Here is a 25866-nt window from a genome sequence, read left to right as displayed (position 1 = left end):
CCTGACCTGCCGAACTCCCGGGAGTAGCCTCGCCGCATGCGTGCGATCACGATTCCTGAACCTGGCGGGCCCGAGGCACTGGTGTGGGACGAGGTCCCGGATCCCGTGCCCGGCGAGGGCGAAGCGCTGGTCGAGGTGGTGGCCGGGGCGGTCAACCGCGCCGATCTGCTCCAGCGGCAGGGGTTTTACGATCCGCCGCCCGGCGCATCCCCGTACCCCGGACTCGAATGCTCCGGACGGATCGCGGAGGTCGGGCCCGGTGTCTCGGGGTGGGCCGTCGGCGACGAGGTGTGCGCGCTGCTCGCGGGCGGCGGGTACGCCGAGAAGGTCGCCGTACCGGCCGGCCAGCTGCTGCCCGTGCCCAAGGGCATCGAGGTCCAGCAGGCTGCCGCGCTGCCCGAGGTGACGTGCACGGTCTGGTCCAACGTCTTCATGATCGCCCACCTTCGCCCCGGTGAGACCCTGCTGGTGCACGGCGGCGCGAGCGGCATCGGAACCATGGCGATCCAGCTGGCGAAGGCGGTCGGCGCGAAGATCGCCGTCACGGCGGGCAGCAAGGAGAAGCTGGCGTACTGCGCCGAGCTCGGCGCGGACGTCCTCATCGACTACCGCGAACAGGACTTCGTCGAGGAGATCAAGACCGCCACGAACGGTGCCGGCGCGGACGTCATCCTCGACATTATGGGCGCCAAGTATCTGGACCGGAACGTCAAGGCCCTGGCCACCAACGGCCGACTCGCGATCATCGGTATGCAGGGCGGCGTCAAGGGCGAGCTGAACATCGCCACGCTCCTCGCGAAGCGGGCCGCCGTCACCGCGACCTCACTGCGCGCCCGCCCCGCCACAGAGAAAGCGGCGATCGTCGCTGCCGTACGCGAGCATGTCTGGCCGCTGATCTCCGGCGGTCACGTACGCCCGGTCGTGGACCGTGAGCTGCCGATGGCCGAGGCGGCCGCGGCGCACCGTGTGCTGGAGGAGGGCGGCAACATCGGGAAGGTGCTGCTGACGCTCCCGTAGCCTCTCCCTTCGACCCTTCGGTCTCTGCGGCCCTTCGGGACTTACGTCGGACAGGGCCTCAGCCGCGCCGCACGCGCAGCGCGAGCAACGCGAGCCCGATGCCGAGTCCGATGAGGACCAGCCCGCTGCCCAGGGGCAGGATCCGCAACATGGGTTCCGTGGAGCCCACGGGGTGGGCGACGGCCGGTTTGTCGGACGCGGAGGACGACGGCGCGGCGTCCCGCGACGGCTCGGAGCCGACGTCCGAGCCGGTGTCGGAGCCGGTGTCTGAGTCGGAGCCGGTGTCGGAGTCGGCGGTCGCCTCTGGGCTGTCCGGGGTCACCGGCGCGTCCGGGACGCCGGGGTCGAGCTCCGGGCGGTGCGCGCCGGCGTCCTCGTCCCACCACGGCGCAGCCTCCCGCCCCGGCCTCTCCCGCCCCTCACCGGGACGGCTGCCCGCGCGGGAGTCGGCGGGACGGGGCTCGTCCGGTCGGGGCTCGTTGGCGTACGCAGCGTGGACCGGGGGCGTCGCCGTCAGGACCACCACCAGCAGCAGGCCGGCCGCATGCGGCGTGCGGAGCCTCGGAGTCACGTCGGTGACCTCCTCCCGGAGCTCGGGCGCCAAGATCGTCTGTGCGACGGAACAAGCCTCACATGCGCTACTGATTCCGGCATCTCGGTCACTTCCGGTGACCTTGGGTGCCCTTGCCTGCCTCCTGCGGCCCGCGGAGGTGGCGGCCACGGAACCGCCCCCTGCTTGAGGCCTCTCCGTGCGCCGCGAGAGAATGGCGGCATGGAGATGCCGAGGAACGACAGGTCGCCGGAGAACCCTCAGATCCTGGTCGTGGGCCAGGACGGAATGGCTCTCGGCGGCGGAGGAGACGATGACTCCCGCGAAGTTCCGGTGACGGAGATGGTGGAGCAGCCCGCCAAGGTCATGCGGATCGGAAGCATGATCAAGCAGTTGCTGGAGGAGGTGCGCGCGGCTCCTCTCGACGAGGCGAGCCGGGTTCGTCTCAAGGAGATCCATGCCAGCTCGGTGAAGGAGCTGGAAGACGGTCTCGCTCCCGATCTCGTCGAGGAACTGGAGCGGCTCTCCTTGCCGTTCACGGACGACGGGGTCCCCTCCGACGCCGAGCTGCGCATCGCGCAGGCCCAGTTGGTGGGCTGGCTGGAGGGTCTCTTCCACGGGATCCAGACGACGTTGTTCGCCCAGCAGATGGCGGCCCGGGCCCAGTTGGAGCAGATGCGCCGCGCCCTGCCGCCGGGTGTCGGCGGCGAGGGTGACGAGGAGCAGCGGTTGGGCGGCCGGTCGGGCGGGCCGTACCTCTAGGGCCAAAAACCCGTATCCCTGGGGCCGTACACCCCTAACTCCAGGGCCGGACAGACGAAAGGGGCCCGGCATCCGTGCCGGGCCCCTTCGCGTATGCGGCGGCGTATCCAGTCAGCGCGTCCGGAGGATCAGGCGGGGTCGCCCGTCGAGACGTAGAGCTGGATCTTGGGCATTTCCTTGGGGTCGACGTCCGTGTCGGCCGCCGGAATCTGCTGCATGACGGTGTCTTCGCCGTACGTGTTCTCGTTGACTTCCTTCTTCTCGTACTCCCAGCCCGCCGCCTGGAGGCACTTCTTCACCGAGTCGAGGTTCTTGTAGGTGAAGTCCGGGATCTTGACCTTTTCGGGGTCGTTGTACGACTCCTCCGGTTCCGAGCACTCCTCGGCCTCGATCGTCTTCGTCGTGTCCGGCCCCCTGTGGCCGGCCACCTCGGACGCCGACGCGGTGGCGTCGCCACCACCGCCACCCTCGGTGTTGCTGTCGTTATTCAGCGTCAGGGCCGCGATCAGACCACCGATGGCGGCGAGCGCGACGACGATCGAGCCGATGATCACCGGCGTGTTGCTCTTGCGGCCGCCGCCCGAGGCGGGCGTCGTGGGCTGCGGGGAGATCGTGTACGGCGGCGGGGTCGAGAGGCCCTGCTGCGGGGAGTACGCCGCGGTCTGGGGCGGCGTCTGGTAGCCGCCCTGCTGCGGATAGCCGTACGACGGGGACGGAGGCGGTGTGGAAGCCGGCGGGCCGTACGGACCCGGGGTGTACGGCGTCTGTACGTTCCCCGACGGTCCCGGGGGCGTCTGGTCGATCGGCGGGAACACCGCGGAGCCCACGCCGGCGCCGCTCGACGTCTGCGCGCCCGGGACGATGCTCGGCGCGGCCGCCTGGAACGACTGGGCCACGCGCAGGCATTCGTCGCGCATCGACTCGGCGCTCGGGAAACGCTCGTTCGGGTTCTTCTTCAGTGCGCGGGCCACCAGCGCGTCCACCGCCGGGGGCAGCGACCGGTTCACCGAGGAGGGCGCGACGGGCTCCTCCTGCACATGCGCGTAGGCGATGGCGAGCGGCGAATCCGCGTCGAACGGCAGCCGCCCCGTGACCAGTTGGAAGAGCATGATGCCGACGGAGTACAGGTCGGAGCGCGCGTCCACCCCCCTGCCGAGCGCCTGCTCCGGGGAGAGGTACTGCGGCGTGCCGACCACCATGCCGGTCTGCGTCATCGAGGTGACGCCGGACTGCATGGCGCGGGCGATGCCGAAGTCCATCACTTTGACGACGTTCCGCTTCGTCATCATCACGTTGCCCGGCTTGATGTCCCGGTGGACCAGGCCCATTTCGTGGCTGATCTCCAGGGCCGCCAGCACGTCCGCGGTGATCTTCAGGGCCTTGTCGGCGGGCATCGCGCCGTACTGCGCGACGTCCTGGTCGAGGACCGAGCCGAGCGGACGGCCTTCGACATACTCCATGACGATGTACGGAGTTGTCTGGCCTTCGAGATCGTCCTCGCCGGTGTCGAAGACCGAGACGATGTTCGTGTGAGTGAGCTTGGCCACCGCCTGGGCCTCGCGGCGGAAGCGCTCGCGGAAGGCCTGCTCCCGCCCGAGCTCGGTGTGCAGTGTCTTGATCGCGACCTGTCGGTCCAGCACCGAGTCGTACGCCAGGTGCACTGATGCCATGCCGCCTTCGCCGAGCAAGTCGCGCAGCTGATAGCGCCCGCCGGCGACCGAACGCCCTGCGTATCGGCCCTGTGCGCCGTCCTGGCTCATGTGTCTGCGTCCCCCATCGGCGCGGGCGAAAGCTGCTGGCGCGCTCGCGCGATCGCTGATCCTTTGACTTATTCCCGGCCAAGTCTGCCCGAGGGCACTGACACGTCAAGTTCGGTGCCCGATCCGTGACCGTACGCGAAAGAAGCGTCGCGGAAGCGTTACAGCCGACGTGCGATCGGCACACATAATTTGCACCCGAAGACCTGCTCCGGGTTTCATGGCCGGTCCATCTCGGACCGGTGCCTCACGCGGAGGCTGTAGCGTGGCCCGACGGAGACCGTAACAACCACCGCGCGGACGCGGGCAGAAACGACGGCGAGGACTGATGGCACAGCAGCGCGCTCAGGGCCCGTCCGACCCCGAGGCGACTGGCGGCGGTATGTCAGACGCGCCGGACATGTGGGGTAACGGCGGACTGGTCGGTGACGGCCGATACCGATTGACCCGCAGACTCGGCAGGGGCGGCATGGCCGAGGTGTTCGCGGCCGAGGACGTCCGTCTCGGACGTACGGTCGCGGTCAAGCTGCTCCGATCCGACCTGGCCGAGGATCCGGTCTCCAAGGCGCGTTTCACACGCGAGGCGCAGTCGGTCGCGGGCCTCAACCACCATGCCGTGGTGGCGGTCTACGACTCCGGCGAGGACGTGGTCGGTCACCAGACCGTCCCCTACATCGTGATGGAGCTCGTCGAGGGCCGGACGATCCGCGACCTGCTGATCAACGCCGAGGCTCCCGGGCCGGAGCAGGCGCTGATCATCGTCTCCGGCGTGCTGGAAGCGCTCGCGTACTCGCACCAGCACGGCATCGTGCACCGCGACATCAAGCCCGCGAACGTCATCATCACCCAGACCGGCGCGGTGAAGGTGATGGACTTCGGCATCGCGCGCGCCCTGCACGGAGCACAGTCGACGATGACCCAGACCGGCATGGTCATGGGCACGCCCCAGTACCTGTCGCCCGAGCAGGCGCTCGGCAAAGCGGTCGACCACCGCAGCGACCTGTACGCGACGGGCTGTCTGCTGTACGAGCTCCTCGCACTGCGGCCGCCGTTCACGGGCGAGACCCCGTTGTCCGTGGTCTACCAGCACGTTCAGGACATCCCGGTGCCGCCCTCCGAGGCCTCGGACGCGTCGCCGCCGGAGCTGGACGGCCTGGTCATGCGCTCGCTGGCGAAGGAGCCGGACGACCGGTTCCAGACCGCCGAGGAGATGCGCGGGCTCGTCCAGTACGGGCTGCAGATGCTGTACGACCAGGGCGGCCACACCGGCACCTGGAACACCGGTCCCGTGGAGATGCACGAGGGCGGGAGCACCCCGGCGATGGGCGTCGCGGGCACCACCGCGCTGCCGCACCCGGGCGACTCCGGCACCACGCAGATCCCGTCACCGATCCTGCCGAACCGCGGCGGTGGGGACGACGGAGGCTTCGACGGCAGCGGAAACCGGGGCAGCGGCCGCGGCAAGCTTTGGGTCCTGGCCGTTCTCGCGGTGATCGCCATCGCGGCGGGTGTCGCGCTGGCGCTGCAGGGCAAGGACGACGGCGGCGGTGGGAGCAGTACCACGCAGTCGCCGACGGCCTCGCAGACCGAGAAGGACCCGAAGCCGACCAAGAGCGCCTCGGAGGAGCCGTCGGACGAGGCCACGGACGACGGCACCAGCACGGGCGACGACCCGGACTACTCGCCGTCGTACACGCCGTCGCCGAGCTACACCGACGAGCCGACGCAACAGCCGACCCAGCCCACGAACCAGCCGACGACCACGGAGCCCACCGAGACGCAGCCCACGGAGGAGCCGTCGGACGAACCGACCGACGACACGTCGGCGGAGCCGACTCAGACGAACAACACGGGCGACGAAGAAGGCTGACCGCGACTCAGCCCACCCACGCGCGCGTGTGGCCCGAAAACGGGCTCCACGTGCGCGTGCTGCTTTTGCCGGCCTCGTGGTGCGGGCCTCGAGGCAGGGCCCAGAAGCGCCGGATGCACGGGGACGGCGGCCTCAGGCCGTCCTGAGGCGGCATCACCCCACGAACGCCCGGCACACCGCGCCGTACTGCCGTGTCCACCACACCGCCAGCGCGGAAGCGGCGGGGAACTGCGGGTCGGCGCGGGTGTCCCCGCGCTCGTAGTGCCAGCGCAGTATCCAGAAGTCGTTGAGCCGCTCCCACCACACGCGGTGCACGGCGGCGGAGAGTTCGGCGGGAGTGGCATGTGCGGAACGCCGGTACGCGCGCGCGTAGGCCCGCACTTTCGGCAGGTCCAGCGTGCCGGCGGGACGTACGAAGAAGATCACCGCGGCGCGTACCGCCTCCTCGGCCCGCGGCTGGACGCCGAGGCGGTCCCAGTCGACGATCGCGGCGGGAGCGTGCCCCTTGTAGAGCACGTTGAAGGGGTGGAAGTCCCCGTGCACCCAGCCCACCGAGCCGCCCTGCGGGGGCTGCCGGTCGGCGTGCAGCTCCAGGAGCGCACGGCGTTCCAGAAGCCGGTGGTGGGCCAGCTCGTCGAAGGCGTCCGGCGGGCGGTGGCGGCGTACCCGGGCGAGCAGGTCGTCGATGAGCGCGAAGGTGTCGGCGGGATCGGCGCTCTCCGCCCGCCCCTCGGACTGCCGTGACGGCATCACCCGCGCCAGGGACGCGTGTACGACGCCCAGGAGCGCCCCGAGGCGCCGGCACTGCCCCGTGGTCAGCTGGGCGCCGCCGCGGTGGCGCCCGTCGATCCACGGGTGCAGCGCGTAGGCGTGACCGCCGATGACGGCGACCGTGCGGCCATCGGTGCCGGTCAGGGCCGGGGCCACGGGGACGCCGAGGTCGGCGAGGCGCTGGGTGGCGTGGTGCTGGCGGGTGATCGCGGCAGGGTCGGCGGTCTCGGGGTCGAAGTGGTGCTTGAGGAAGTACCGGCCGCGGGTCGTGGCTAGCCGGTAGCCGCGGTTGAGCAGCCCCTGGTCGACGGGTTCACAGGCGAGCGGTCTCCCGGCGGCGTACCGCCGCAGGAGAGCGCCCAGAGGGGGCACCGGGGAGGGGGCGGCGAGTACGGATGAGCGCGGCACGCGCAGATGCTAGGGCACCGGCGACCTCCTTGACCTCGCGCTTGTCACAGACAGTGCGCGCGTGAACGTGTCTGGTATATGGCCGACACTCGTGTGAGCGTGTCGGTCACCGTGCCGACCCTTCCCGTTCCCGGGGTGACCGGGATAACGTGCCGGTGTTCCGGCCCCCTGCAAGGCTGTAACCAGTGCTGTGACCTGGGACTGTTCCCGACTTTCGTGATCTGTTCGGAAATCCGAGTAGAAAATACTTGGATATCCAAGCAAAAACGCAGGTCAGGAGGGGTTTCCCAGAAATGTGGGGCACTGGGTAACGTGCCTACTGCGGGGCGCTCGCCGGGGCACCCACCACGCCTGTTCCCGGCCGAGGGCACCCACCCCGTGCACGGGTACGGATCAGGCGAGCCGCACTGGCCACCCGGCAACCCTGGGGGCCGGACCGACGGAGGAGCACACGTGACCGTGGAGAGCACTGCCGCGCGCAAGCCGCGACGCAGCGCCGGTACGAAGCGCACCAGCGCCAAGAAGTCACCGGGCCAGGACGCCGAACTCATTCAGCTGCTGACGCCGCAGGGCAAGCGCGTCAAGCACGCCAAGTCCGCCGAATACGCGGCGTACGTCGCCGACATCACCCCCGATGAGCTGCGCGGTCTGTACCGCGACATGGTGCTCACCCGCCGCTTCGACGCCGAGGCGACCTCGCTGCAGCGCCAGGGCGAGCTGGGCCTGTGGGCCTCGCTGCTCGGCCAGGAGGCCGCCCAGATCGGCTCCGGCCGGGCCACCCGCGAGGACGACTACGTCTTCCCGACCTATCGCGAGCACGGCGTCGCCTGGTGCCGCGGGGTCGACCCGACCAACCTCCTCGGCATGTTCCGCGGCGTGAACAACGGCGGCTGGGACCCGAACGGCAACAACTTCCACCTCTACACGATCGTCATCGGCTCGCAGGCCCTGCACGCCACCGGCTATGCGATGGGCGTGGCCAAGGACGGCGCGGACTCGGCCGTGATCGCGTACTTCGGGGACGGCGCGTCCAGCCAGGGCGACGTCGCCGAAGCGTTCACGTTCTCCGCGGTCTACAACGCTCCCGTGGTGTTCTTCTGCCAGAACAACCAGTGGGCGATCTCCGAACCCACCGAGAAGCAGACGCGCGTTCCGCTCTACCAGCGGGCGCAGGGCTACGGCTTCCCGGGCGTGCGGGTGGACGGCAACGACGTACTGGCGTGCCTGGCCGTCACGAAGTGGGCGCTGGAGCGGGCCCGCCGGGGCGAGGGACCCACGCTCGTCGAGGCGTACACATACCGCATGGGTGCCCACACCACCTCTGACGACCCCACGCGCTACCGGCACGACGACGAGCGGCTGGCGTGGGAGGCGAAGGACCCGATCCAGCGCCTGCGCACCTATCTCGAGTCCGAAACCGACACGAACGAGAGTTTTTTCGCGGAACTCGAAGCCGAGAGCGAGGCGTTGGGAAGGCGAGTGCGCGAAGTGGTACGAGCCATGCCGGACCCGGACCACTTCGCCATCTTCGAGAACGTGTACGCGGACGGGCACGCGCTCGTCGACGAGGAGCGGGCCCAGTTCGCCGCCTACCAGGCGTCGTTCGCTGAGGAAGGGGAGGGCAAGTAGCGATGGCGGCAGAAAAGATGGCGCTGGCCAAGGCGATCAACGAGTCGCTGCGCACGGCCCTCGAAGCCGATCCCAAGGTCCTGGTCATGGGCGAGGACGTCGGCAAGCTCGGCGGCGTCTTCCGGGTCACGGACGGGCTGCAGAAGGACTTCGGCGAGGGCCGGGTCATCGACACCCCGCTGGCCGAGTCGGGCATCGTCGGCACCGCGATCGGACTCGCGCTGCGCGGCTACCGCCCGGTGGTGGAGATCCAGTTCGACGGATTCGTCTTCCCCGCCTACGACCAGATCGTCACGCAGCTCGCGAAGATGCACGCGCGGGCACTCGGGAAGATCAAACTGCCGGTCGTCATCCGCATCCCCTACGGCGGCGGCATCGGCGCGGTCGAGCACCACTCCGAGTCCCCGGAGGCGTTGTTCGCGCACGTGGCCGGGCTGAAGGTGGTGTCACCGTCGAACGCGTCGGACGCGTACTGGATGATGCAGCAGGCCATCCACAGCGACGACCCGGTGATCTTCTTCGAGCCCAAGCGGCGCTACTGGGACAAGGCCGAGGTCGACCCCGAGGCGATCCCCGCCCCGCTGCACAAGGCTCATGTGGTGCGCGCGGGCAGCGATCTGACGCTGGCCGCGTACGGGCCGATGGTGAAGGTCTGCCAGGACGTCGCGGCCGCCGCCCAGGAGGAGGGCAGATCCCTCGAGGTCCTGGATCTGCGCTCCCTCTCGCCGATCGACTTCGACACCGTGCAGGCCTCGGTGGAGCGGACCGGCCGGCTGGTGGTGGTGCACGAGGCGCCGGTGTTCTTCGGCTCCGGTGCGGAGATCGCGGCCCGGATCACCGAGCGGTGCTTCTACCACCTGGAGGCGCCCGTGCTGAGGGTGGGCGGCTACCACGCCCCGTATCCACCGGCGCGCCTTGAGGACGAGTACCTGCCTGGTCTGGACCGGGTGCTGGACGCCGTCGACCGCGCGCTGGCGTACTGAGGAGAGGGTCGTGACGACTATGACTGAGACTGCCTCCGGCCTTCGCGAGTTCAAGATGCCCGACGTGGGCGAGGGGCTGACCGAGGCGGAGATCCTCAAGTGGTACGTCCAGCCCGGTGACCCGGTCACCGACGGTCAGGTGGTCTGCGAGGTGGAGACCGCCAAGGCGGCCGTCGAACTGCCGATCCCGTACGACGGGGTGGTGCGCGAGCTCCGCTTCCCCGAGGGGACGACGGTCGACGTGGGCACGGCGATCATCACGGTGGATCTGTCGGGAGGCGCCGACGGGGGCGGTGGGGGCGCTGAGACCGCTCCGGCCGCGGAGCCCGGGACGCCTGCCGAAGCCCAGACCCAGCCCCAGGCCCCGGTTTCGCCGGAGGAGCCGCCCAAGCCCGAGGGCCGCAAGCCGGTCCTCGTCGGGTACGGCGTCGCCGAGGCGTCGACGAAGCGGCGTGCCCGTAAGGGAGTTCCGGCCCCGCAGGCCGAGGCGACGGCCGCGGTCCAGGGCGAGCTGAACGGGCACACGCCCCCGCCGGCCCGCCCACTGGCGAAGCCACCGGTGCGCAAACTCGCCAAGGACCTCGGCGTGGACCTGGCGACGGTCACGCCGTCCGGGCCGGACGGGATCATCACGCGCGAGGACGTGCACGCGGCGGTGGCTCCCCCGACGCCCGAGCCCGAGCCCGTGGCAGCTCCCGCTGCCGTCCCGGCCCCGGCGCCTGTGGTGTCGTACGGGGGCGACCGGGAGACCCGTATCCCCGTCAAGGGCGTCCGCAAGGCGACGGCGGCGGCGATGGTCGGTTCGGCGTTCACGGCGCCGCATGTCACCGAGTTCATCACGCTCGACGTGACGCGCACCATGAAGCTGGTCGAGGAGCTCAAGCAGGACAAGGACCTCGCCGGCCTCCGGGTCAACCCGCTCCTGCTGATCGCCAAGGCGCTGCTGGTGGCCATCAAGCGGAACCCTGAGGTGAACGCGTCCTGGGACGAGGCGAACCAGGAGATCGTGGTCAAGCACTACGTGAACCTGGGCATCGCCGCGGCCACCCCGCGCGGCCTGATCGTCCCGAACATCAAGGACGCCCACACCAAGACCCTGCCCGAACTGGCGGCGGCTCTCGGCGAGCTGGTGGCCACGGCCCGCGAGGGCAAGACGTCCCCGGCGGCGATGCAGGGCGGCACGGTCACCATCACCAACGTCGGCGTCTTCGGCGTCGACACCGGTACGCCCATCCTCAACCCCGGCGAGTCCGCGATCCTCGCCGTCGGCGCCATCAAGCTCCAGCCCTGGGTCCACAAGGGCAAGGTCAAGCCCCGTCAGGTCACCACACTGGCGCTGAGCTTCGACCACCGCCTGGTGGACGGCGAGTTGGGATCCAAGGTGCTGGCGGATGTGGCGGCGATCCTGGAACAGCCGAAACGGCTGATTACTTGGGCGTGAGGCCGTCGGCCGGATAGATTCAACGCGAAGGGGGCGCCGCAAGCTTGGGATGCGGCGCCCCCTTTGTTGCTGTTGCCGGTTCCCGCTGTCGCGGTGTCGGTGTCGGTATCGGTCAGGACCGGTTGAGCACGTACACCGGTGCTCCGTCCTCCGCTCCGCCCTTGGAGTGGATGCAGGCGTGCTTGCGCAGCAGGCGCAGGCATTCGTTCACCCGGTGCACCGAGAGTCCGGTACGGGCCGCGATCGACTCGAGCGGCTGGCGCAGCTCGCCCTCCTCGACCAGGACCGGGGCGATCACCACCGCCACCGCCCAGACGTCCGCCGTCACGGACAACCGCTGCCGCCAGTCGGCCAGTACGGACTCCGTGGTCGGATGCGCGGACAAGGCGGCGGTGGGCGTCGCACGGTCGAGGGCCAGGACGTCGAGCCGGTTCGCGATGCGTTCCATGGCCTGGGCGATGGCTTGCTGGGCGGTGAGCGTCTCACGCTGCATCGCCAGCATCTCCCGTTGCATCGTCAGCATCTCCCGCTGGGTCTCCACCGTCTCCCGTTGCAGAGCGAGCGACTCATGCTGAGCGACGGCGAGTTGCTCATCCGCCTGAAGGTTGCGCTCCTCGAGCCGGACGATGGCTTCGGCGACCTGCTCGGGCATGGCGTACGCGATGGGGGCGGCCGGGTCCGCGGGTTGCACTTCGGCTTCCTCAAGCGTGTAGGAGCCCTCTCGCTGGACGGTCTCGATCACCTCGGCGACCCACTGCTTGAAGGGCGCGCAGGCGGGCTTCGTGCAGCCGTTGACGAGAAGGATCAGGCCCTGGAGATCGATGAGATTCAGATCTCGGCGCCACTCTCTACCAGCAGGAATGCTGAGACAGTGACTTCCAGTCACTGTCTCGAGAAAGTCTCGATGCTCCTCTGGAACATGGTCGAGGAGCGCCTTTCGAGGGGTGGTGTACCCCAAGTGCTTGCACACATCCACCGCCGGGAACCAGTGGGTCCCGTCCGGCATGGTCAGCCTGCGGACCCGGGCTCCCGTGGCCGCGTAGACGAAGTCACCGACGTCGATCGCATTGCGCTGCTCAGCCGCGTCGGGCTGCTTACTGGGTTCGATCATCTGAACCACCTCCGCTGCGGAACGTAAAGCGGAGAAGTCCGCATATGCCAGCCAGGGCAACGATGTTCACGATTGCGAGCGAAGAACGCTGATTCGCCTGTGTGCGGGCATCGGTGTGTGTATGTCAGGGGCGGCGGACAGTCCTCTTCGAGATCGAGACGGGTACCGCGAGGAGCGCGAGTGCGCTGATGGCGTTGAGTGCGGGGGTGAGGCCGAGGATCGCGACCAATGCCGGTGCGCAGAGTGCGCCGACGACGGCGGCGAGGGAGTCCACGGCGAAGAACAGGGCGCTGACGCGGCCGAGCATGGCGGGTGGGGCGGTGCGTTGGACGTGGGTTTCCACCGCGATGAGCAGGATGCTGCCTGGTAGGCCGAGCAGGGCCGCGGCCGCGATGGCGAGCGGCAGGTTCGGCGCGTTGAACAGGGCGAAGTACGCCGCGCCGTTGGCCAGTTGAGTCGCACCGAGGATGTGCCGGGTGCGGAACCTGGTGAGGATCCGGCGGCTGATCACTGAGCCCGCGATGAAACCGGCGCCCAGCCCCGAGATCAGGTAGCCGACGGCGTATCCGGGTGCATTGAGATGTCCGGTGACGAACGGGACGAGGAGCACGGTAAGGGCCGCGTTCGCGGTCAGGAACACTCCGTTTGCGGCCAGCGGGCCGCGCAGGGCAGGGGCCCGGATGACGTGCCTGAGGCCGGTGCGAAGGTCGGCGCGCACCCCGGCCAGGGTGCCCCGTTCGCTCTCGGGCACTTTCGCTTTGGCCGCGGTGGCGTGGCGGCGATGTCCCACCCTGGTGATCAGGAGGGCCGACAACAGATAGCTTCCGATGTCGACGAGCAGAACCGAGGTGATGCCGGGACCCGCCAGGAGCAAGGCGCCGAGCGGAGGCACGGCCAGGCGGAGCACGCTGCCGGTGAGTGCGTTGAGGGAGTTCGCCGCGACGAGCTCGGGCCCGGTGCCGAGGACGGCCGGCGTCAGCGCACGGGCGGCGGGCCGGAAGACCGTGGTGGCCAGGTTCTCGCCGAGTGCGGCCACATAGATCAGCCAGACGTCTGCCGCACTGTCGGCCAGCAGGATCAGGGCCACGGCGGCCGCGCTCGCGAGGTCGGCCAGCCACATGGCGCGGGTCAGGTCCCAGCGGTCGAGCAGAGCGCCGATCCAGGGGCCGAGCAGCAGTGCGGGCAGTGCCTCAAGGGCCAGGGTGAGTCCTGTCGCGGCCGGTGAACCGGTGAGCTGGAAGACATGGAAGGGCAGGGCGACCACGAGCAGCCAGGAGCCGAGCCCGGAGATGGTGCTGCTGGTCCACAGGAGGCGGAAGCTGCTGTTTCTCAGTGCGGGCTTGGAGGTGGGTGTGGAAGCGGGCGTGGAGGCGGGCGTGGAGGCGGACGCGGTCATGCCGAGCAATGTATTCCTGTAGAATAACGAACGGCAAGAGTGTTCTACTGAGATAGTTCAGACGGTGGGTGGGGTGGTCGGGTTGGACAAGGCTGAACTCGGGCGGACGCTGCGAACCCGACGGCAGGAAGCCGGGCGGACGATCGCGTCCGTGGCCGTGGACGCCGGCTTGTCGGTGCCCTACATCGCGAACCTGGAGAACGGCCGGGGCAATCCGACAGTGGCCGCGCTGCAACAGCTGGCGGCCGCGCTCGGCTTTCGGCTGGAGATCGGCCTGCGCGGCGAGGACGAGGGTGCGGGCGAGGGCGCGGCGGAGCCCGAAGTGCCGGACGCGGTGCGCGGGCTCATGGCCTCACCGCGCGTGCGCGCGGTGGCTCGGCGGCTGGCCCACGATCGTCGGGCGCATGTGTCGCTCGTGGCGGAGCGTCTGCAGGACGCGCTGCTCGCCCTGGGTGCGGTGACCGGTCGGGACGTCGGTGAGCGGGACCTGGAGCGGCTCCTGGACCTGCTTCTGCTGTCCGGGGCGGGGCTCGAGGATCAGGGGAGGGCTGAGAGCTGACGGGGAAACAGGAGCAACGAAAAGGGAGTTGGACGGGGATGGCGGTCCCGTCCAACTCCCTTGGACATACGCCTACTTCTTGAAGCCGTAGTCCATCAGTTTCTTCGCGTCCGTCGTGCGCTGGGTCGCGGACGTGGACGCCAGGACCGTACCGATCACGGTCTTGCCGTTGCGGGTCGCGGCGAAGACCAGGCAGTACTTGGCCTCCGGACCGGAGCCGGTCTTCACGCCGATGGCGCCGCTGTAGGTGCCGAGCAGCGAGTTCGTGTTCTCCCACGGCGCCATCGTCCGGGTGCCGCCGGACTTCGTGGTGGTCTTCGCCGTGTACTTCTTCGTCTTGACGATCGTGCGGAACGTCGAGTTCTTCATCGCGCTGCTGGCGATCTTCGTCAGGTCGCGCGGCGTCGAGTAGTTGGCGCCCTTGCCGATGCCGTCGAACGAGTCGAAGTGGGTGTTCGTCAGACCGAGGTCCTTGGCCTGCTTGTTCATCTTGCCGATGAACGACTTCACGCGCGCCGCCCGCGTCGAGCCGGAGCCGAACTTGTCGGCGAGCGCGTACGCGGCGTCGCAGCCGGACGGCAGCATCAGGCCGTACAGCAGCTGGCGGACGGTGACCTTGTCGCCGACGATCAACTTGGCGTTCGAGGCCCAGTTGTTGTCGACGATGTAGTCGCTGTACGCCTTCTGGATGGTGACCTTGGCGTCCAGGTTGACGTTCGGCTGGGACAGCACGACCTTCGCGGTCATGATCTTGGTGGTCGAACCGGTGGAGCGCCGCGTGTCCGCGGCCTTGGTGTAGAGGGTCTTGGCGGTGCCGTTGTTCATCACGTAGCCGCCCTTGGCGGCGATCGTGGGCTTCGTGAGCGCCTGCGCGGGCGCAGCGGTGAGGGCCCCGGTCGCGAGCACGGCTCCGGTGGTGATGACCACTGCGGCAGCTCTGCGAACCCGGATGCGCTTAATGCCGGTTATCAAGTCGAGTACCCCGATTACGTTAAATGCCCCTGGGGGGTGGCCACTTGAGAGAGCGGCCAACTCATGAGACACGTGGATAGCACAAAGGGGTGTGCTGTTGCGCGGCGGGGTGCCCCTGGTGTCACACCTCTGGTGTCACGCGTCCGCATCCTGGATGGTCCGTGCTCATGCGTACGTGTTGTATCTAAGGTGTGTGCATGGCTTCCGCTCCCTCTGCGTCCCCGACCCCGACCTCGGCCTCAGTTCCGCCCGCAACTCCCGCACTCGCACCCGAACCCGTCAAACAACCCCCCGCTGCCGAGCGCGTCTACGCCCACGTCAAGCAGGGAGTTCTGGAGCGCCGTTACGAGGGCGGGACGCTGCTCACCGAGGGCGAGCTGGCCGAGGCGGTCGGGGTCTCGCGCACCCCCGTACGCGAGGCGCTGCTGAAGCTCGAGGTCGAGGGGCTGATCAAGCTCTACCCGAAGAAGGGCGCGCTCGTCCTGCCCGTCTCCGCGCAGGAGATCGCGGACGTCGTGGAGACCCGGCAGCTCGTCGAGGAGCACGCGATCCGCAAGGCGGTGCCGGCCTCCCCGCGGCTCATCGCGCGCCTCACGGAGCTCCTGGAGAAGCAGAAGGAGCAGGCCACGGCCGGAGATCTGGCGGGGGCCGCCGTCACCGACCGCTGCTTCCACGCCGAGATCGTGCGCAGCGGCGGCAACGAGATCCTCTCCCGCCTCTACGACCAGCTCCGCGACCGCCAGCTGCGGATGGGTGTCGCCGTGATGCACGCCCACCCCGACCGGATCACCAAGACGCTCACCGAGCACCGGGAGATCCTCGAGGCGCTGCGCTCCGGAGACGCGGAGGCGGCCGTCGCGCTGGTCCACGGGCATGTCAGCTGGTTCTCCGCCCTGGCGCGGGGTGACGTTCGATGACCGCGTCCCTCCCGGGCGATCCGCCGGGCGGCCGCCGGGCCGTCGTCGTCTGGTCCGTCGGCGTCGCCGTCTACTTCGTGGCCGTCATCTTCCGTACGTCGCTGGGGGTGGCCGGACTCGACGCCGCCGACCGCTTCCACGTGGGTGCCTCGGCCCTCTCGACCTTCTCGATCCTCCAGCTCCTCGTCTACGCGGGCATGCAGATACCCGTAGGCCTGATGGTCGACCGGCTGGGCACCAAGAAGGTGCTGACGATCGGCGTGCTCCTGTTCACGGCGGGGCAGTTGGGCTTCGCGTTCTCTCCCTCGTACGGGATGGCGCTGGCGTCGCGCGCGCTGCTCGGGTGCGGTGACGCGATGACCTTCATCAGCGTGCTGCGGTTGGGCACGCGCTGGTTCCCGGCCCGGCGCGGGCCGATGGTCGCGCAGTTCGCGGGCCTGGTGGGCATGGCGGGCAACCTCGTCTCGACGCTCGTCCTGGCCCGGCTGCTGCACGGCGTCGGCTGGACAGCGGCCTTCGCGGGCAGCGCGCTCGCGGGTGTCGTCGTCCTCGTCCTGATGCTGCTGTTCCTGAAGGACCACCCCGAGGGACACGAGCCGGAGCCGTTCCCGCACCAGGGCGCCGCGTATGTGCGCCGGCAGATCGTCGCGTCCTGGCGGGAGCCCGGGACGCGGCTCGGGCTGTGGGTGCACTTCACCACGCAGTTCCCGGCGATGGTGTTCCTGCTGCTGTGGGGCCTGCCGTTCCTCGTCGAGGCGCAGGGGCTCTCACGGGCGACGGCCGGCGAGCTGCTGACCCTGGTCGTGCTCTCCAACATGACCGTCGGCCTGGTGTACGGACAGATCGTCGCCCGGCACCACGCGGCGCGGCTTCCGCTGGCTCTCGGCACGGTGCTGTCTACGGCGGTCGTCTGGGGCGCCACGCTCGCGTATCCCGCCGACCACGCGCCGATGTGGCTGTTGATCGTGCTCTGCGCGGTGCTCGGTGCCTGTGGGCCCGCTTCGATGATCGGCTTCGACTTCGCCCGCCCCGCGAACCCGCCCGAGCGTCAGGGCACGGCCTCCGGAATCACGAACATGGGGGGTTTCGTCGCCTCGATGACGACGCTGTTCGCGATCGGGGTGCTGCTGGACGCCACCGGGGACGACTACGTCGTCGCGTTCTCCGCGGTGTTCGTGCTTCAGGCGCTCGGCCTCAGCCAGATCCTCCGCCTGCGCCGCCAGGCGGCCCGTCGCGAGCGCGAACGGCTCGTGGCCAGCAGGGTGGAGACGGTCCACGTACCGGCGTAAGGGACGGCCGAGGGCGGTGGAGCAGGGCCGAGCCTTACGGCTTACGGCTTACGGCTTACGGCTTACAGCGTGACGACGAACGACCTCAGGATCGCCGCCGCCAGGTCCTGGTCACCCTCCGACTTGATGCGGTCCGCCACGGCCGCCGGCGACACGCGCCCGCAGGCCAGCCGTACGAACGTCTCCCAGTCCGTGCTGAGCGAGACGAGCGGCCCCAGCGACGGCGAACCGTCCACCGACCCGCGCCCCTCGGCGTCCACCCGCACCGTGCGCAGGAACTCGACCGGCCCGTGCACGTCGATGACGATGGCGGAGTTCGCGGGAGCCTGGGCGTCCTTGGCGACGATCTTCGGCAGGACGTCCAGCAGCATGTCGCGCGTGACGTACGCGCCGGGGGAGTCCAGATTCCCCGGCTTGTTCAGGGCGGTCCGCAGATCCTGTTCGTGCACCCAGATGTCGAATGCCCGCCTGCGCATGGCGTAGTCGAGGGTCTCGTCGATGCCGCGCGGGCCGCGCACGATCGTGTCGGGGGCGCGGTTCTCGTTCCGCAGCTGCCGGGAACGGCGGATGATCGTGTACTCCAGCTCGGAGACCATCTCGGGTCCCGTGTGGTGGCGGCGTACGTCGACCTGAATCTCCTGGTAGCGCTGGGCCTCGGTCTTCACGTGGTACAGGTCGCGCGGCAGCGTGTGGATCGGGCGCGGATCGCCCAGCATCTCGCAGTCGACACCGATGACATGGGAGACGATGTCGCGCACCGACCAATAGGGGCACGGTGTCGGGCGGTTCCACTCACCCTCCACGAGCGGTTGCACCAGCTCGGCTATCGCTTCGACGGAGTGGGTCCAGGCGTCGGCGGAGGTTTGCAGGCTGGGATGGAGACTCACGGGACCCCTCGGGCGGTTGGTGCGCGGGCATGGGTGTCTTGGAGCGCTAAGTTACGCTGCTCCAAGGCACCCCGGCAGTGCTTTCGTGTGACGATCGTAGGCCCGTCTGCGGCGGGTCGAATGCCAGGACGGTGGTAGTGTGCGCGCCTCCCTCATCCAGATCGGTGTGAACGAGGACGAATCGGTCGAAGCGCGCCGACGGCGTGTGGCGTCCCTCGTCCGTGAGCAGGCCGGTGCCGATCTTGTCGTCCTTCCCGAACTGTGGACGACGGGCGCGTTCGCGTACGAGTCCTTCGAGGCGGAGGCCGAGCCGCTCGAAGGGCCGACGTACGAGGCGATGGCCAAGGCGGCGAGCGACGCGGGCGTGTGGCTGCACGCGGGCTCCATTCCCGAACTCGACCCGGCCGGCCTCTACAACACCTCGCTGGTCTTCTCACCCTCCGGTGAGCTGGCCGCCGCGTATCGCAAGATCCACCGCTTTGGCTTCGACAAGGGCGAGGCGGTGCTGATGAGCGCGGGCACCGAAGTCGTCACCGCACGGCTGCCGTCGACCACGCTCGGCCTCGCGACCTGCTACGACCTCCGCTTCCCCGAGCTGTTCCGGCGGCTGGTCGACGCGGACGCCGAGATGTTCGTCGTCCCGGCCGGCTGGCCCGAGCGCCGCCGATCCCACTGGACGCTGCTCGCCCAGGCCCGGGCCATCGAGAACCAGTCGTACGTCGTCGCCTGCGGGACCGCCGGTACGCATGCGCGCGTCCCGCAGGCTGGGCACTCGATCGTGGTGGATCCGTGGGGCGAGGTGCTCGCGGAAGCGGGCGCGGACGAGGAGATCCTGACCGTCGACCTCGACCCCGCGAAGGTGGCGACGACGCGGGAACAGTTCCCGGCGCTGAAGGACCGAGTGCTCTGAGCCTGAGTGCTCTGAACCCGTGCGCCCCGAAACCGAGTGCTCCGAAGGGGCGGGAGCGACGGCTCAGTCCACCCCCCGCTCCTTCTCCGCCAGGTGAATGACGCACACCGCCACGGCGATCAGCAGCGCCGGGTCCGCGTCCTCCCGTACGACCTCCACGCCGTACGTGTCCCGCAGACGCAGCCAGCGCCGCGAGATGTGGGCCAGCATCTCCCCGTCGTACTCGACGACGAACTCACGGTCGAGGATCTTGCCGCTGACGTCGAGTTCGGTGCTGTCGGCGAGGGTCACTTTGTAGTGGTCGCGCAGGAGCGACAGGCGTTTGCGCCGGACGGTGGCCAGCGGCTCGCCGTCCCGCTCGATCACCATCGCCTCCCGCAGGGCGAACATCTTCTGGTGGATGTCGATCAGGACGCGCCCCTGCGTGTCCTTCAACTCGAAGGTGTCCCGCAGGCGCATCGCCTTGCCGTCGACGAGGAAGGCCTTGCGGCCGTGCTCGTCCTCGATCCAGTAGTCGTCGCCGATGCCCAGGATCCGGTCGCGTACGAGGAATTTCATGCCCTTAGCGGTTCCCCGGCCTCCGGTCCGAAACGCCGCCGGTAGGCCGATGGGCTGAGCCTCGTCACCGGCCGAGCACACCGGGGCGGGGCCTCGATCCTGGTGTTCGAGCCCACGGGCACGTGGTCCGTGGGCGACCGCCAGGACGAGGCCCCGGCCCATGTGGACGCCACTACCGGGCACGCCCTCCACTGGACGGAGCACGCCGGGGCTCAGTACTCGCCGTATCCCTCGCGGTACCCGCTCCCGTGATGGTGGTGGTGGCGCTCCTCGTCTATCACCGGTGTCGCGGGCGGCACCACCACGCGCCTGCGCTTGGCGATACTGCTGAACGTCGCGACGCCGATCAGTCCGACCGCCATCAGAATGAGCCCGACCAGGTCGAGGTTGACCCCCTTCATGTCCCAGTCGGTCGCGAACGTGAGGATGGCTCCCGCCGCGATGAGAATGATGCATCCACCCAGACCCATGAGTCTGGCCTCCCTGTCCTGTCCGTATGCACGGCTGTTGCGGACCTGGGCCGAGTACCCGGCGTCGGGCCGGCCATGCGGAGACGGACTTTCCTCACCTCACGGACAGGGCGCCCCACACACGGACAGCCGTGGGGCCGGGGCGGGAGGCGCTACCCCTCGAGGAACGCCACCAGCGCGTTCGCCAGGAGGAACGGGTCGTCCGCGCCGCACAGTTCGCGGGCGCTGTGCATGGAGAGGATGGCCACACCGATGTCGACCGTCTTGATGCCGTGGCGGGCCGCGGTGATGGGGCCGATGGTGGTGCCGCAGGGCATCGAGTTGTTGGAGACGAAGGACTGGAAGGGGACGCCGGCCTTGTCGCAGGCGTCGGCGAAGAGCGCGCGGCCCGAACCGTCCGTGGCATAGCGGTTGTTGACGTTGACCTTGAGGATGGGGCCGCCGCCGGCCCGCGGGTGGTGCGTCGGGTCGTGCCGCTCGGCGTAGTTCGGGTGGACGGCGTGCCCCGTGTCGGAGGAGAGGCAGACCGTGCCGGCGAAGGCGCGCGCCTTGTCCTCGTAGGAACCTCCGCGCGCGAACACCGAACGCTCCAGCACGCTGCCGAGCAGCGGCCCGTCCGCCCCGGTGTCCGACTGCGAACCGTTCTCCTCGTGGTCGAACGCCGCGAGCACCGGGATGTACGAGAGGGCACGGCCGGAGGTCGCGACCGCCGACAGCGACGCCGTGCCGGCGTGCACGGACAGGAGGTTGTCCATGCGCGGGCCCGCGACCAGCTCCTTGTCCCGGCCCAGGTACGACGGCGGCTCGATCGAGTGCACCATCAGGTCCCAGCCGGTGACCTCGCCCTCCGGCAGCCCCGACTCCCGCTCCAGGAAACGGATCAGGTCCCCGTCGCGTACGTCGTTGCCCAGGCCCCAGATCGGCTGGAGATGGCGCTGCTTGTCGAGCTTGAGGCCCTCGGAGGTGACCGAGCGGTCCAGATGGATGGCGAGTTGGGGGACTCTGAGCAGTGCGCGGTCGATGTTCACCAGGTGGGTCGTGCCGTCGCGCAGCGACAGCCGGCCGGCCAGCCCGAGGTCGCGGTCCAGCCAGGAGTTGAGCAAGGGGCCGCCGTAGACCTCGACCGCGATCTGGCGCCAGCCGTGCGCACCGCTGTCGGGCAGCGGCTTCACCCGCAGGTTGGGGGAGTCGGTGTGCGCCCCGACGACCCGGAAGGGCGTGTGGGGATCGGCCCCCTCGGGCACGTACCACGCCACGATCGCGCCGCCACGCAGCACGTACTTCCCGCCGTACGTGCCGTCCCATGCGTCGGTCTCCGCCACCTGGCGGAAGCCGGCTTTCTCCAGCCGCTCGGCCGCGTTCGCCACCGCGTGATACGGGGACGGGCTGGTCGCCAGGAAGGACATGAGGTCGTCGGTGTGGCCGCGATCAAAGCGTGGGGGTGTGCTCATGGGTTCACCTTAACGACGTACGAGGGCCCGCTCCCGGCGATCGGGAACGGGCCCTCGCAAGGGGCTGTGAGTGACGTGGACTGACCGGAGGAACAGGACCCGGTTGCCGGCCGAGGGACCTAGAAGGCCGCCTCGTCCAGCTCCATCAGGTCCAGGTCGACGCCCTCGGCGAGCTTGCGCGCGCCGGTGACGCTTGGCAGGACGTTGGCCGCGAAGAACTTCGCCGCCGCGATCTTGCCGCTGTAGAACGCCTTGTCCTTGGCCGACGCCGTCGGAAGCTTCTCGGCGGCGACGACGGCACCCTTCAGCAGCAGGTAGCCGACGACCACGTCACCCGAGGCCATCAGCAGGCGGGTGGTGTTGAGCCCGACCTTGTAGATGTTCTTGACGTCCTGCTCGGTCGCGGCGAGGTCGGTGAGCATGAGGCCGACGATGGCCTCCAGCTCGACAGCGGCCTTGGCGAGCTGCTCGCGGGCGGCCGCCAGCTCCTCACCGCCCGAATCGACAGCCAGGAACTTCTTGATGTCCTCGGCGAGGGAGTTGAGGGCCGCGCCCTGGTTGCGGACGATCTTCCGGAAGAAGAAGTCCTGGCCCTGGATCGCGGTCGTGCCCTCGTAGAGGGTGTCGATCTTGGCGTCCCGGATGTACTGCTCGATCGGGTACTCCTGCAGGAAGCCGGAGCCGCCGAAGGTCTGCAGCGACTGGGCGAGCTGCTCGTAGCCCTTCTCGGAGCCGTAGCCCTTCACGATCGGCAGGAGCAGGTCGTTCAGGGCCTCCAGGGCGGCGGCGTCCTCGCCCGCGGCCTCCTTGACGGTGATCTCGTCCTGGATCGACGCGGTGTAGAGGACCAGGGCGCGCATGCCCTCCGCGTACGCCTTCTGCGTCATCAGCGAGCGGCGCACGTCCGGGTGGTGCGTGATGGTGACCTTGGGGGCGGTCTTGTCCATGAAGTTCGCGAGGTCCGGACCCTGGACGCGCTCCTTGGCGTACTCGAGCGCGTTGAGGTAGCCGGTCGACAGGGTCGAGATCGCCTTCGTACCGACCATCATCCGCGCGAACTCGATGATGCGGAACATCTGGCGGATGCCGTCGTGCTTGTCGCCGATCAGCCAGCCCTTGGCGGGGTGGCGGTCGCCGAACGTCATCTCGCACGTGTTGGAGGCCTTGAGGCCCATCTTGTGCTCGACGTTCGTGGCGTACACGCCGTTGCGCTCGCCCAGCTCGCCGGTCTCGAAGTCGAAGAGGTACTTCGGTACGAGGAAGAGGGAGAGTCCCTTGGTGCCGGGGCCGGCGCCCTCGGGCCTGGCCAGCACGTAGTGGAGGATGTTCTCCTCCATGTCGTGCTCACCGGACGTGATGAAGCGCTTCACGCCCTCGATGTGCCAGGAGCCGTCCTCCTGCTGAACGGCCTTGGTGCGACCGGCGCCGACGTCCGAACCCGCGTCGGGCTCGGTGAGCACCATGGTCGAGCCCCAGGTCTTGTCCACTGCTATCTGGGCGATCTTCTGCTGGACCTCGTTGCCCTCCTCGAAGAGGATGCGGGCGAACGCCGGGCCGGAGGAGTACATCCAGATCGCCGGGTTCGCGCCCAGGATCAGCTCCGCGTACGACCAGATCAGGGACGGTGGGGCGGTCGTGCCGCCGATCCCCTCGGGCAGGCCGAGCCGCCAGTACTCGGACTCCATGAAGGCCTTGTAGCTCTTCTTGAAGCCGGCCGGGACCGGGGCGGTGTTGGTCTCCGGGTCGAAGACCGGGGGGTTGCGGTCGGCGTCCGTGAAGGACTCCGCGAGCTCGTTCTCCGCGAGGCGGGTGAGCTCTTCGAGGATGCTTTTGGCGGTCTCGGCGTCCATCTCCGCGAACGGGCCGGTGCCGTACAGCGTGTCGCGCCCGAGCACCTCGAAGAGGTTGAACTCGATGTCGCGGAGATTCGACTTGTAGTGCCCCATGGCGACGGCTCCGTTAAGGGATCGGGGAGGTGGTGATTCCTCGGACCTAGTTCACGTACCAGCAAGTAGCTCCGATGATGCTACCCGTCGGTAATAAGAATCAACCCCTAGCGGCCCAAGTGTGAGCAGGGTCTAACATTCGGCCCTCCGCAGGGGTCCCGCCACCGGTTCGGCCAAATCGGGTTCCTTCCCCGACCCCACCCCTTCCCGAAACAGGGGGCTGCGCCCCCAGACCCCCCTATATCCACGGTCGCCCTCGGGCGGGAGGGGATGAGGGTGGGGGGCGTACTTCGGCTGCGGTCCGGTGGTGGCTGGTCGCGCAGTTCCCCGCGCCCCTAAGGGGCGCGTCCCCAACCCTCAGTCACCTAGCGCCACTAAAGGGGCGCGCCCCCAACCGTCCCGCAGTCGCCCGACCCCGACCCACCCACCGGCAGCAGGCGCCCCCACCCACGCGCCAACCCCAAGGCGCCCCCACCCACCGGCAGCGCAACCCCGGTCAAACCGCCGGAGGCCACCGGTACTCTTGCCCCCATGTACGGCTACGACCAGACCGCGGGGCCAGGCCAGCAGTACGCCCAGCAGCAGCCCCCGCCGCAGCAGCAGATGCCCGGCGGGTACGGCCAGCAGGGCGGCCCGCTGTACCCCGAGCCGTCACCGCCCTCGCTCGCGGACGCGGTGCGCGCGTTCACGACGGGGTCGATCTCCGCCGAGGACTTCCAGCAGGTCTTCGCCACCTCCAAGGTGTACTGCCCGCGCGGCGACAACCCCGGTTTCCTCGCGCTGCACAACACCCAGCAGCCCGTGATCCCGATGTTCACCTCGCTCAAGGAGCTGCGCCGGTACGCCGGCAAGGAGTCGAAGTACTTCGTGATCACCGGCGCCGAGGTGATCGACCTGCTCCCCACCGGCTACGGCTTCGTCCTCGACATGGAGGGCGAACACCGCATGGTCTTCGACGCGAAGGCGGTCGAGCAGATGGTCGACTTCGCGATGCGCCGGATGTACGGCTGACGTGCCTCGACACCGAGTGACGCCCGGAGGGAATTCCCTCCGGGCGTTCTCTGTTCCGGGTGGCAGGAAGTTCAATAGTCAACTAAACTCGGAGCACAAGGAGGTACCGACATGCCTGCAGTGACCGTCGAGAACCCGCTGACCCTGCCCCGCGTGGTCGCGTCGACCGAGGCCGTGGCCCGTCCCGTGCTGGCGGTGAGCACCGCGCCGAGCGGATTCGAGGGCGAGGGTTTCCCGGTCCGCCGTGCGTTCGCCGGGATCAACTACCGCCACCTCGACCCGTTCATCATGATGGACCAGATGGGCGAGGTGGAGTACGCGCCGGGCGAGCCCAAGGGCACCCCCTGGCACCCCCACCGTGGCTTCGAGACCGTGACGTACATCATCGACGGGATCTTCGACCACCAGGACTCCAACGGTGGTGGCGGCACCATCACCAACGGCGACACCCAGTGGATGACCGCCGGCTCGGGCCTCCTGCACATCGAGGCCCCGCCGGAGTCGCTCGTCGTGTCGGGCGGTCTTTTCCACGGCCTCCAGCTGTGGGTGAACCTCCCGGCCAAGGACAAGATGATGGCGCCGCGCTACCAGGACATCCGCGGCGGCCATGTGCAGCTCCTCACCACCCCCGACGGCGGCGCGCTCCTGCGCGTCATCGCCGGTGAGCTGGACGGCCACCAGGGCCCCGGCATCACACACACGCCGATCACCATGATCCACGCGACCGTGGCGCCCGGTGCCGAGCTCACCCTGCCGTGGCGCGAGGACTTCAACGGTCTCGCGTACGTCCTCGCCGGCCGCGGCAGCGTCGGTGCGGAACGCCGGCCTGTCCACACCGGGCAGACGGCCGTCTTCGGTACGGGCTCCTCGCTGACCGTCCGCGCGGACGAGCAGCAGGACTCCAACACCCCGGACCTGGAAGTCGTCCTCCTGGGCGGGCAGCCGATCCGTGAGCCGATGGCCCACTACGGGCCCTTCGTGATGAACACCCGCGAAGAGCTTCAGCAGGCGTTCGAGGACTTCCAGAAGGGACGGCTGGGGACGATCCCCGCCGTGCACGGGATGACCGAGGGCGGGCTGTAGGTCTTCCGGCGGAGACGCGGAGACGCGGAGAGGCGGAGACGCGGAGACGCGGAGAGGCGCAGACAGAGACTGACACTCCGTCACCCGGGCGGGCCGTCCAGCAGGACGGCCCGCCCGG

General features: G+C 69.3%; 23 protein-coding genes. 12 read left to right on the top strand and 11 right to left on the bottom strand.

From position 1 onward, the window contains the following. Positions 1–36 precede the first annotated feature (36 nt). On the top strand, positions 37–1017 hold the full coding sequence (locus FGD71_RS42770; RefSeq protein ID WP_119105991.1) for an NAD(P)H-quinone oxidoreductase: 981 nt from the start codon (positions 37–39) through the stop codon (positions 1015–1017). Positions 1018–1075: 58 nt separating this feature from the next. Here FGD71_RS42770 and FGD71_RS42765 read toward each other — a convergent pair whose 3' ends face one another. After that, positions 1076–1588 carry a hypothetical protein gene (locus tag FGD71_RS42765; protein WP_140936065.1) on the bottom strand — a complete coding sequence of 171 codons (513 nt, stop codon included), beginning with the start codon at positions 1586–1588 and terminating at the stop codon, positions 1076–1078. Between the two features lie 201 nt (positions 1589–1789). On the opposite strand from FGD71_RS42765, the gene FGD71_RS42760 reads away from it, so the two are divergent. Then, positions 1790–2329 (top strand): bacterial proteasome activator family protein, encoded by a 540-nt coding sequence (locus tag FGD71_RS42760; RefSeq protein WP_119105989.1) that lies wholly within the window; start codon positions 1790–1792, stop codon positions 2327–2329. A gap of 128 nt (positions 2330–2457) precedes the next feature. On the opposite strand, the gene FGD71_RS42755 is transcribed toward FGD71_RS42760, so the two are convergent. Continuing rightward, complete coding sequence (locus FGD71_RS42755) at positions 2458–4089, bottom strand: protein kinase domain-containing protein (RefSeq protein ID WP_119105988.1); 1632 nt, start codon at positions 4087–4089, stop codon at positions 2458–2460. 325 nt (positions 4090–4414) lie between these two features. Between FGD71_RS42755 and FGD71_RS42750 the strand changes: the two genes are divergently transcribed. Next, positions 4415–5956 (top strand): protein kinase domain-containing protein, encoded by a 1542-nt coding sequence (locus FGD71_RS42750; protein ID WP_420878399.1) that lies wholly within the window; start codon positions 4415–4417, stop codon positions 5954–5956. Between the two features lie 153 nt (positions 5957–6109). Here the strand turns inward: FGD71_RS42750 and FGD71_RS42745 are convergent, their stop codons facing one another. Continuing rightward, positions 6110–7135, bottom strand: a complete 1026-nt coding sequence (locus tag FGD71_RS42745; protein WP_119105986.1) for a phosphotransferase — start codon at positions 7133–7135, stop codon at positions 6110–6112. Between the two features lie 453 nt (positions 7136–7588). On the opposite strand from FGD71_RS42745, the gene pdhA reads away from it, so the two are divergent. The 3 genes from pdhA to FGD71_RS42730 are packed head-to-tail and all read left to right on the top strand — an operon-like array spanning position 7589 to position 11188. Further along, positions 7589–8764, top strand: a complete 1176-nt coding sequence (pdhA, locus tag FGD71_RS42740) for a pyruvate dehydrogenase (acetyl-transferring) E1 component subunit alpha (RefSeq protein WP_119105985.1) — start codon at positions 7589–7591, stop codon at positions 8762–8764. A 2-nt stretch (positions 8765–8766) separates the two neighbouring features. After that, positions 8767–9747: an alpha-ketoacid dehydrogenase subunit beta gene (locus tag FGD71_RS42735; RefSeq protein WP_119105984.1), complete on the top strand. Its 981-nt coding sequence runs from the start codon at positions 8767–8769 to the stop codon at positions 9745–9747. 10 nt (positions 9748–9757) lie between these two features. Continuing rightward, complete coding sequence (locus FGD71_RS42730; protein ID WP_119105983.1) at positions 9758–11188, top strand: dihydrolipoamide acetyltransferase family protein; 1431 nt, start codon at positions 9758–9760, stop codon at positions 11186–11188. Between the two features lie 112 nt (positions 11189–11300). On the opposite strand, the gene FGD71_RS42725 is transcribed toward FGD71_RS42730, so the two are convergent. Both FGD71_RS42725 and FGD71_RS42720 read right to left on the bottom strand, forming a co-directional pair. Then, the gene (locus tag FGD71_RS42725; protein WP_119105982.1) at positions 11301–12299 is read right to left on the bottom strand and encodes a BRO-N domain-containing protein; all 999 of its coding nucleotides are present in this window, start codon (positions 12297–12299) and stop codon (positions 11301–11303) included. A 124-nt stretch (positions 12300–12423) separates the two neighbouring features. Continuing rightward, a complete protein-coding gene (locus FGD71_RS42720; protein ID WP_119105981.1) occupies positions 12424–13695 on the bottom strand; it encodes an MFS transporter in 1272 nt (423 codons plus the stop codon). 82 nt (positions 13696–13777) lie between these two features. On the opposite strand from FGD71_RS42720, the gene FGD71_RS42715 reads away from it, so the two are divergent. Further along, the gene (locus FGD71_RS42715; RefSeq protein WP_162931382.1) at positions 13778–14254 is read left to right on the top strand and encodes a helix-turn-helix domain-containing protein; all 477 of its coding nucleotides are present in this window, start codon (positions 13778–13780) and stop codon (positions 14252–14254) included. A 72-nt stretch (positions 14255–14326) separates the two neighbouring features. On the opposite strand, the gene FGD71_RS42710 is transcribed toward FGD71_RS42715, so the two are convergent. After that, positions 14327–15226 carry a D-alanyl-D-alanine carboxypeptidase family protein gene (locus tag FGD71_RS42710; RefSeq protein ID WP_119105979.1) on the bottom strand — a complete coding sequence of 300 codons (900 nt, stop codon included), beginning with the start codon at positions 15224–15226 and terminating at the stop codon, positions 14327–14329. Positions 15227–15423: 197 nt separating this feature from the next. Between FGD71_RS42710 and FGD71_RS42705 the strand changes: the two genes are divergently transcribed. Together FGD71_RS42705 and FGD71_RS42700 are read left to right on the top strand one after the other, a co-directional pair. Beyond that, complete coding sequence (locus FGD71_RS42705) at positions 15424–16143, top strand: GntR family transcriptional regulator (RefSeq protein ID WP_119105978.1); 720 nt, start codon at positions 15424–15426, stop codon at positions 16141–16143. After that, entirely contained in the window at positions 16140–17432 is a 1293-nt protein-coding gene (locus tag FGD71_RS42700; protein ID WP_119105977.1) for an MFS transporter, read from the top strand. Before FGD71_RS42705 ends, FGD71_RS42700 begins: the two co-directional genes overlap by 4 nt. Before the next feature lie 62 nt (positions 17433–17494). On the opposite strand, the gene FGD71_RS42695 is transcribed toward FGD71_RS42700, so the two are convergent. Then, on the bottom strand, positions 17495–18319 hold the full coding sequence (locus tag FGD71_RS42695) for a maleylpyruvate isomerase family mycothiol-dependent enzyme (protein ID WP_119105976.1): 825 nt from the start codon (positions 18317–18319) through the stop codon (positions 17495–17497). 139 nt (positions 18320–18458) lie between these two features. On the opposite strand from FGD71_RS42695, the gene FGD71_RS42690 reads away from it, so the two are divergent. Continuing rightward, positions 18459–19229: a carbon-nitrogen family hydrolase gene (locus tag FGD71_RS42690; RefSeq protein ID WP_119105975.1), complete on the top strand. Its 771-nt coding sequence runs from the start codon at positions 18459–18461 to the stop codon at positions 19227–19229. A gap of 63 nt (positions 19230–19292) precedes the next feature. Here FGD71_RS42690 and FGD71_RS42685 read toward each other — a convergent pair whose 3' ends face one another. The 4 genes from FGD71_RS42685 to FGD71_RS42665 all read right to left on the bottom strand — a co-directional run bounded on the left by FGD71_RS42685 (position 19293) and on the right by FGD71_RS42665 (position 23654). After that, entirely contained in the window at positions 19293–19787 is a 495-nt protein-coding gene (locus tag FGD71_RS42685) for an LURP-one-related/scramblase family protein (RefSeq protein ID WP_119105974.1), read from the bottom strand. Positions 19788–19999: 212 nt separating this feature from the next. After that, a complete protein-coding gene (locus tag FGD71_RS42675; protein WP_119105973.1) occupies positions 20000–20257 on the bottom strand; it encodes a DUF6458 family protein in 258 nt (85 codons plus the stop codon). Positions 20258–20409: 152 nt separating this feature from the next. Continuing rightward, positions 20410–21708 (bottom strand): M18 family aminopeptidase, encoded by a 1299-nt coding sequence (locus FGD71_RS42670; RefSeq protein WP_119105972.1) that lies wholly within the window; start codon positions 21706–21708, stop codon positions 20410–20412. 119 nt (positions 21709–21827) lie between these two features. Further along, complete coding sequence (locus tag FGD71_RS42665) at positions 21828–23654, bottom strand: acyl-CoA dehydrogenase (protein WP_119105971.1); 1827 nt, start codon at positions 23652–23654, stop codon at positions 21828–21830. 531 nt (positions 23655–24185) lie between these two features. On the opposite strand from FGD71_RS42665, the gene FGD71_RS42655 reads away from it, so the two are divergent. Together FGD71_RS42655 and FGD71_RS42650 are read left to right on the top strand one after the other, a co-directional pair. After that, positions 24186–24665: an SseB family protein gene (locus tag FGD71_RS42655; RefSeq protein ID WP_119105970.1), complete on the top strand. Its 480-nt coding sequence runs from the start codon at positions 24186–24188 to the stop codon at positions 24663–24665. A gap of 111 nt (positions 24666–24776) precedes the next feature. After that, on the top strand, positions 24777–25748 hold the full coding sequence (locus FGD71_RS42650) for a pirin family protein (RefSeq protein WP_119105969.1): 972 nt from the start codon (positions 24777–24779) through the stop codon (positions 25746–25748). Positions 25749–25866: the final 118 nt, after the last annotated feature.

This window comes from Streptomyces sporangiiformans (assembly GCF_005768555.2).
GTDB classification, from domain to species: Bacteria; Actinomycetota; Actinomycetes; order Streptomycetales; family Streptomycetaceae; genus Streptomyces; species Streptomyces sporangiiformans.
This window is presented reverse-complemented; position numbering and strand designations above follow the sequence as displayed.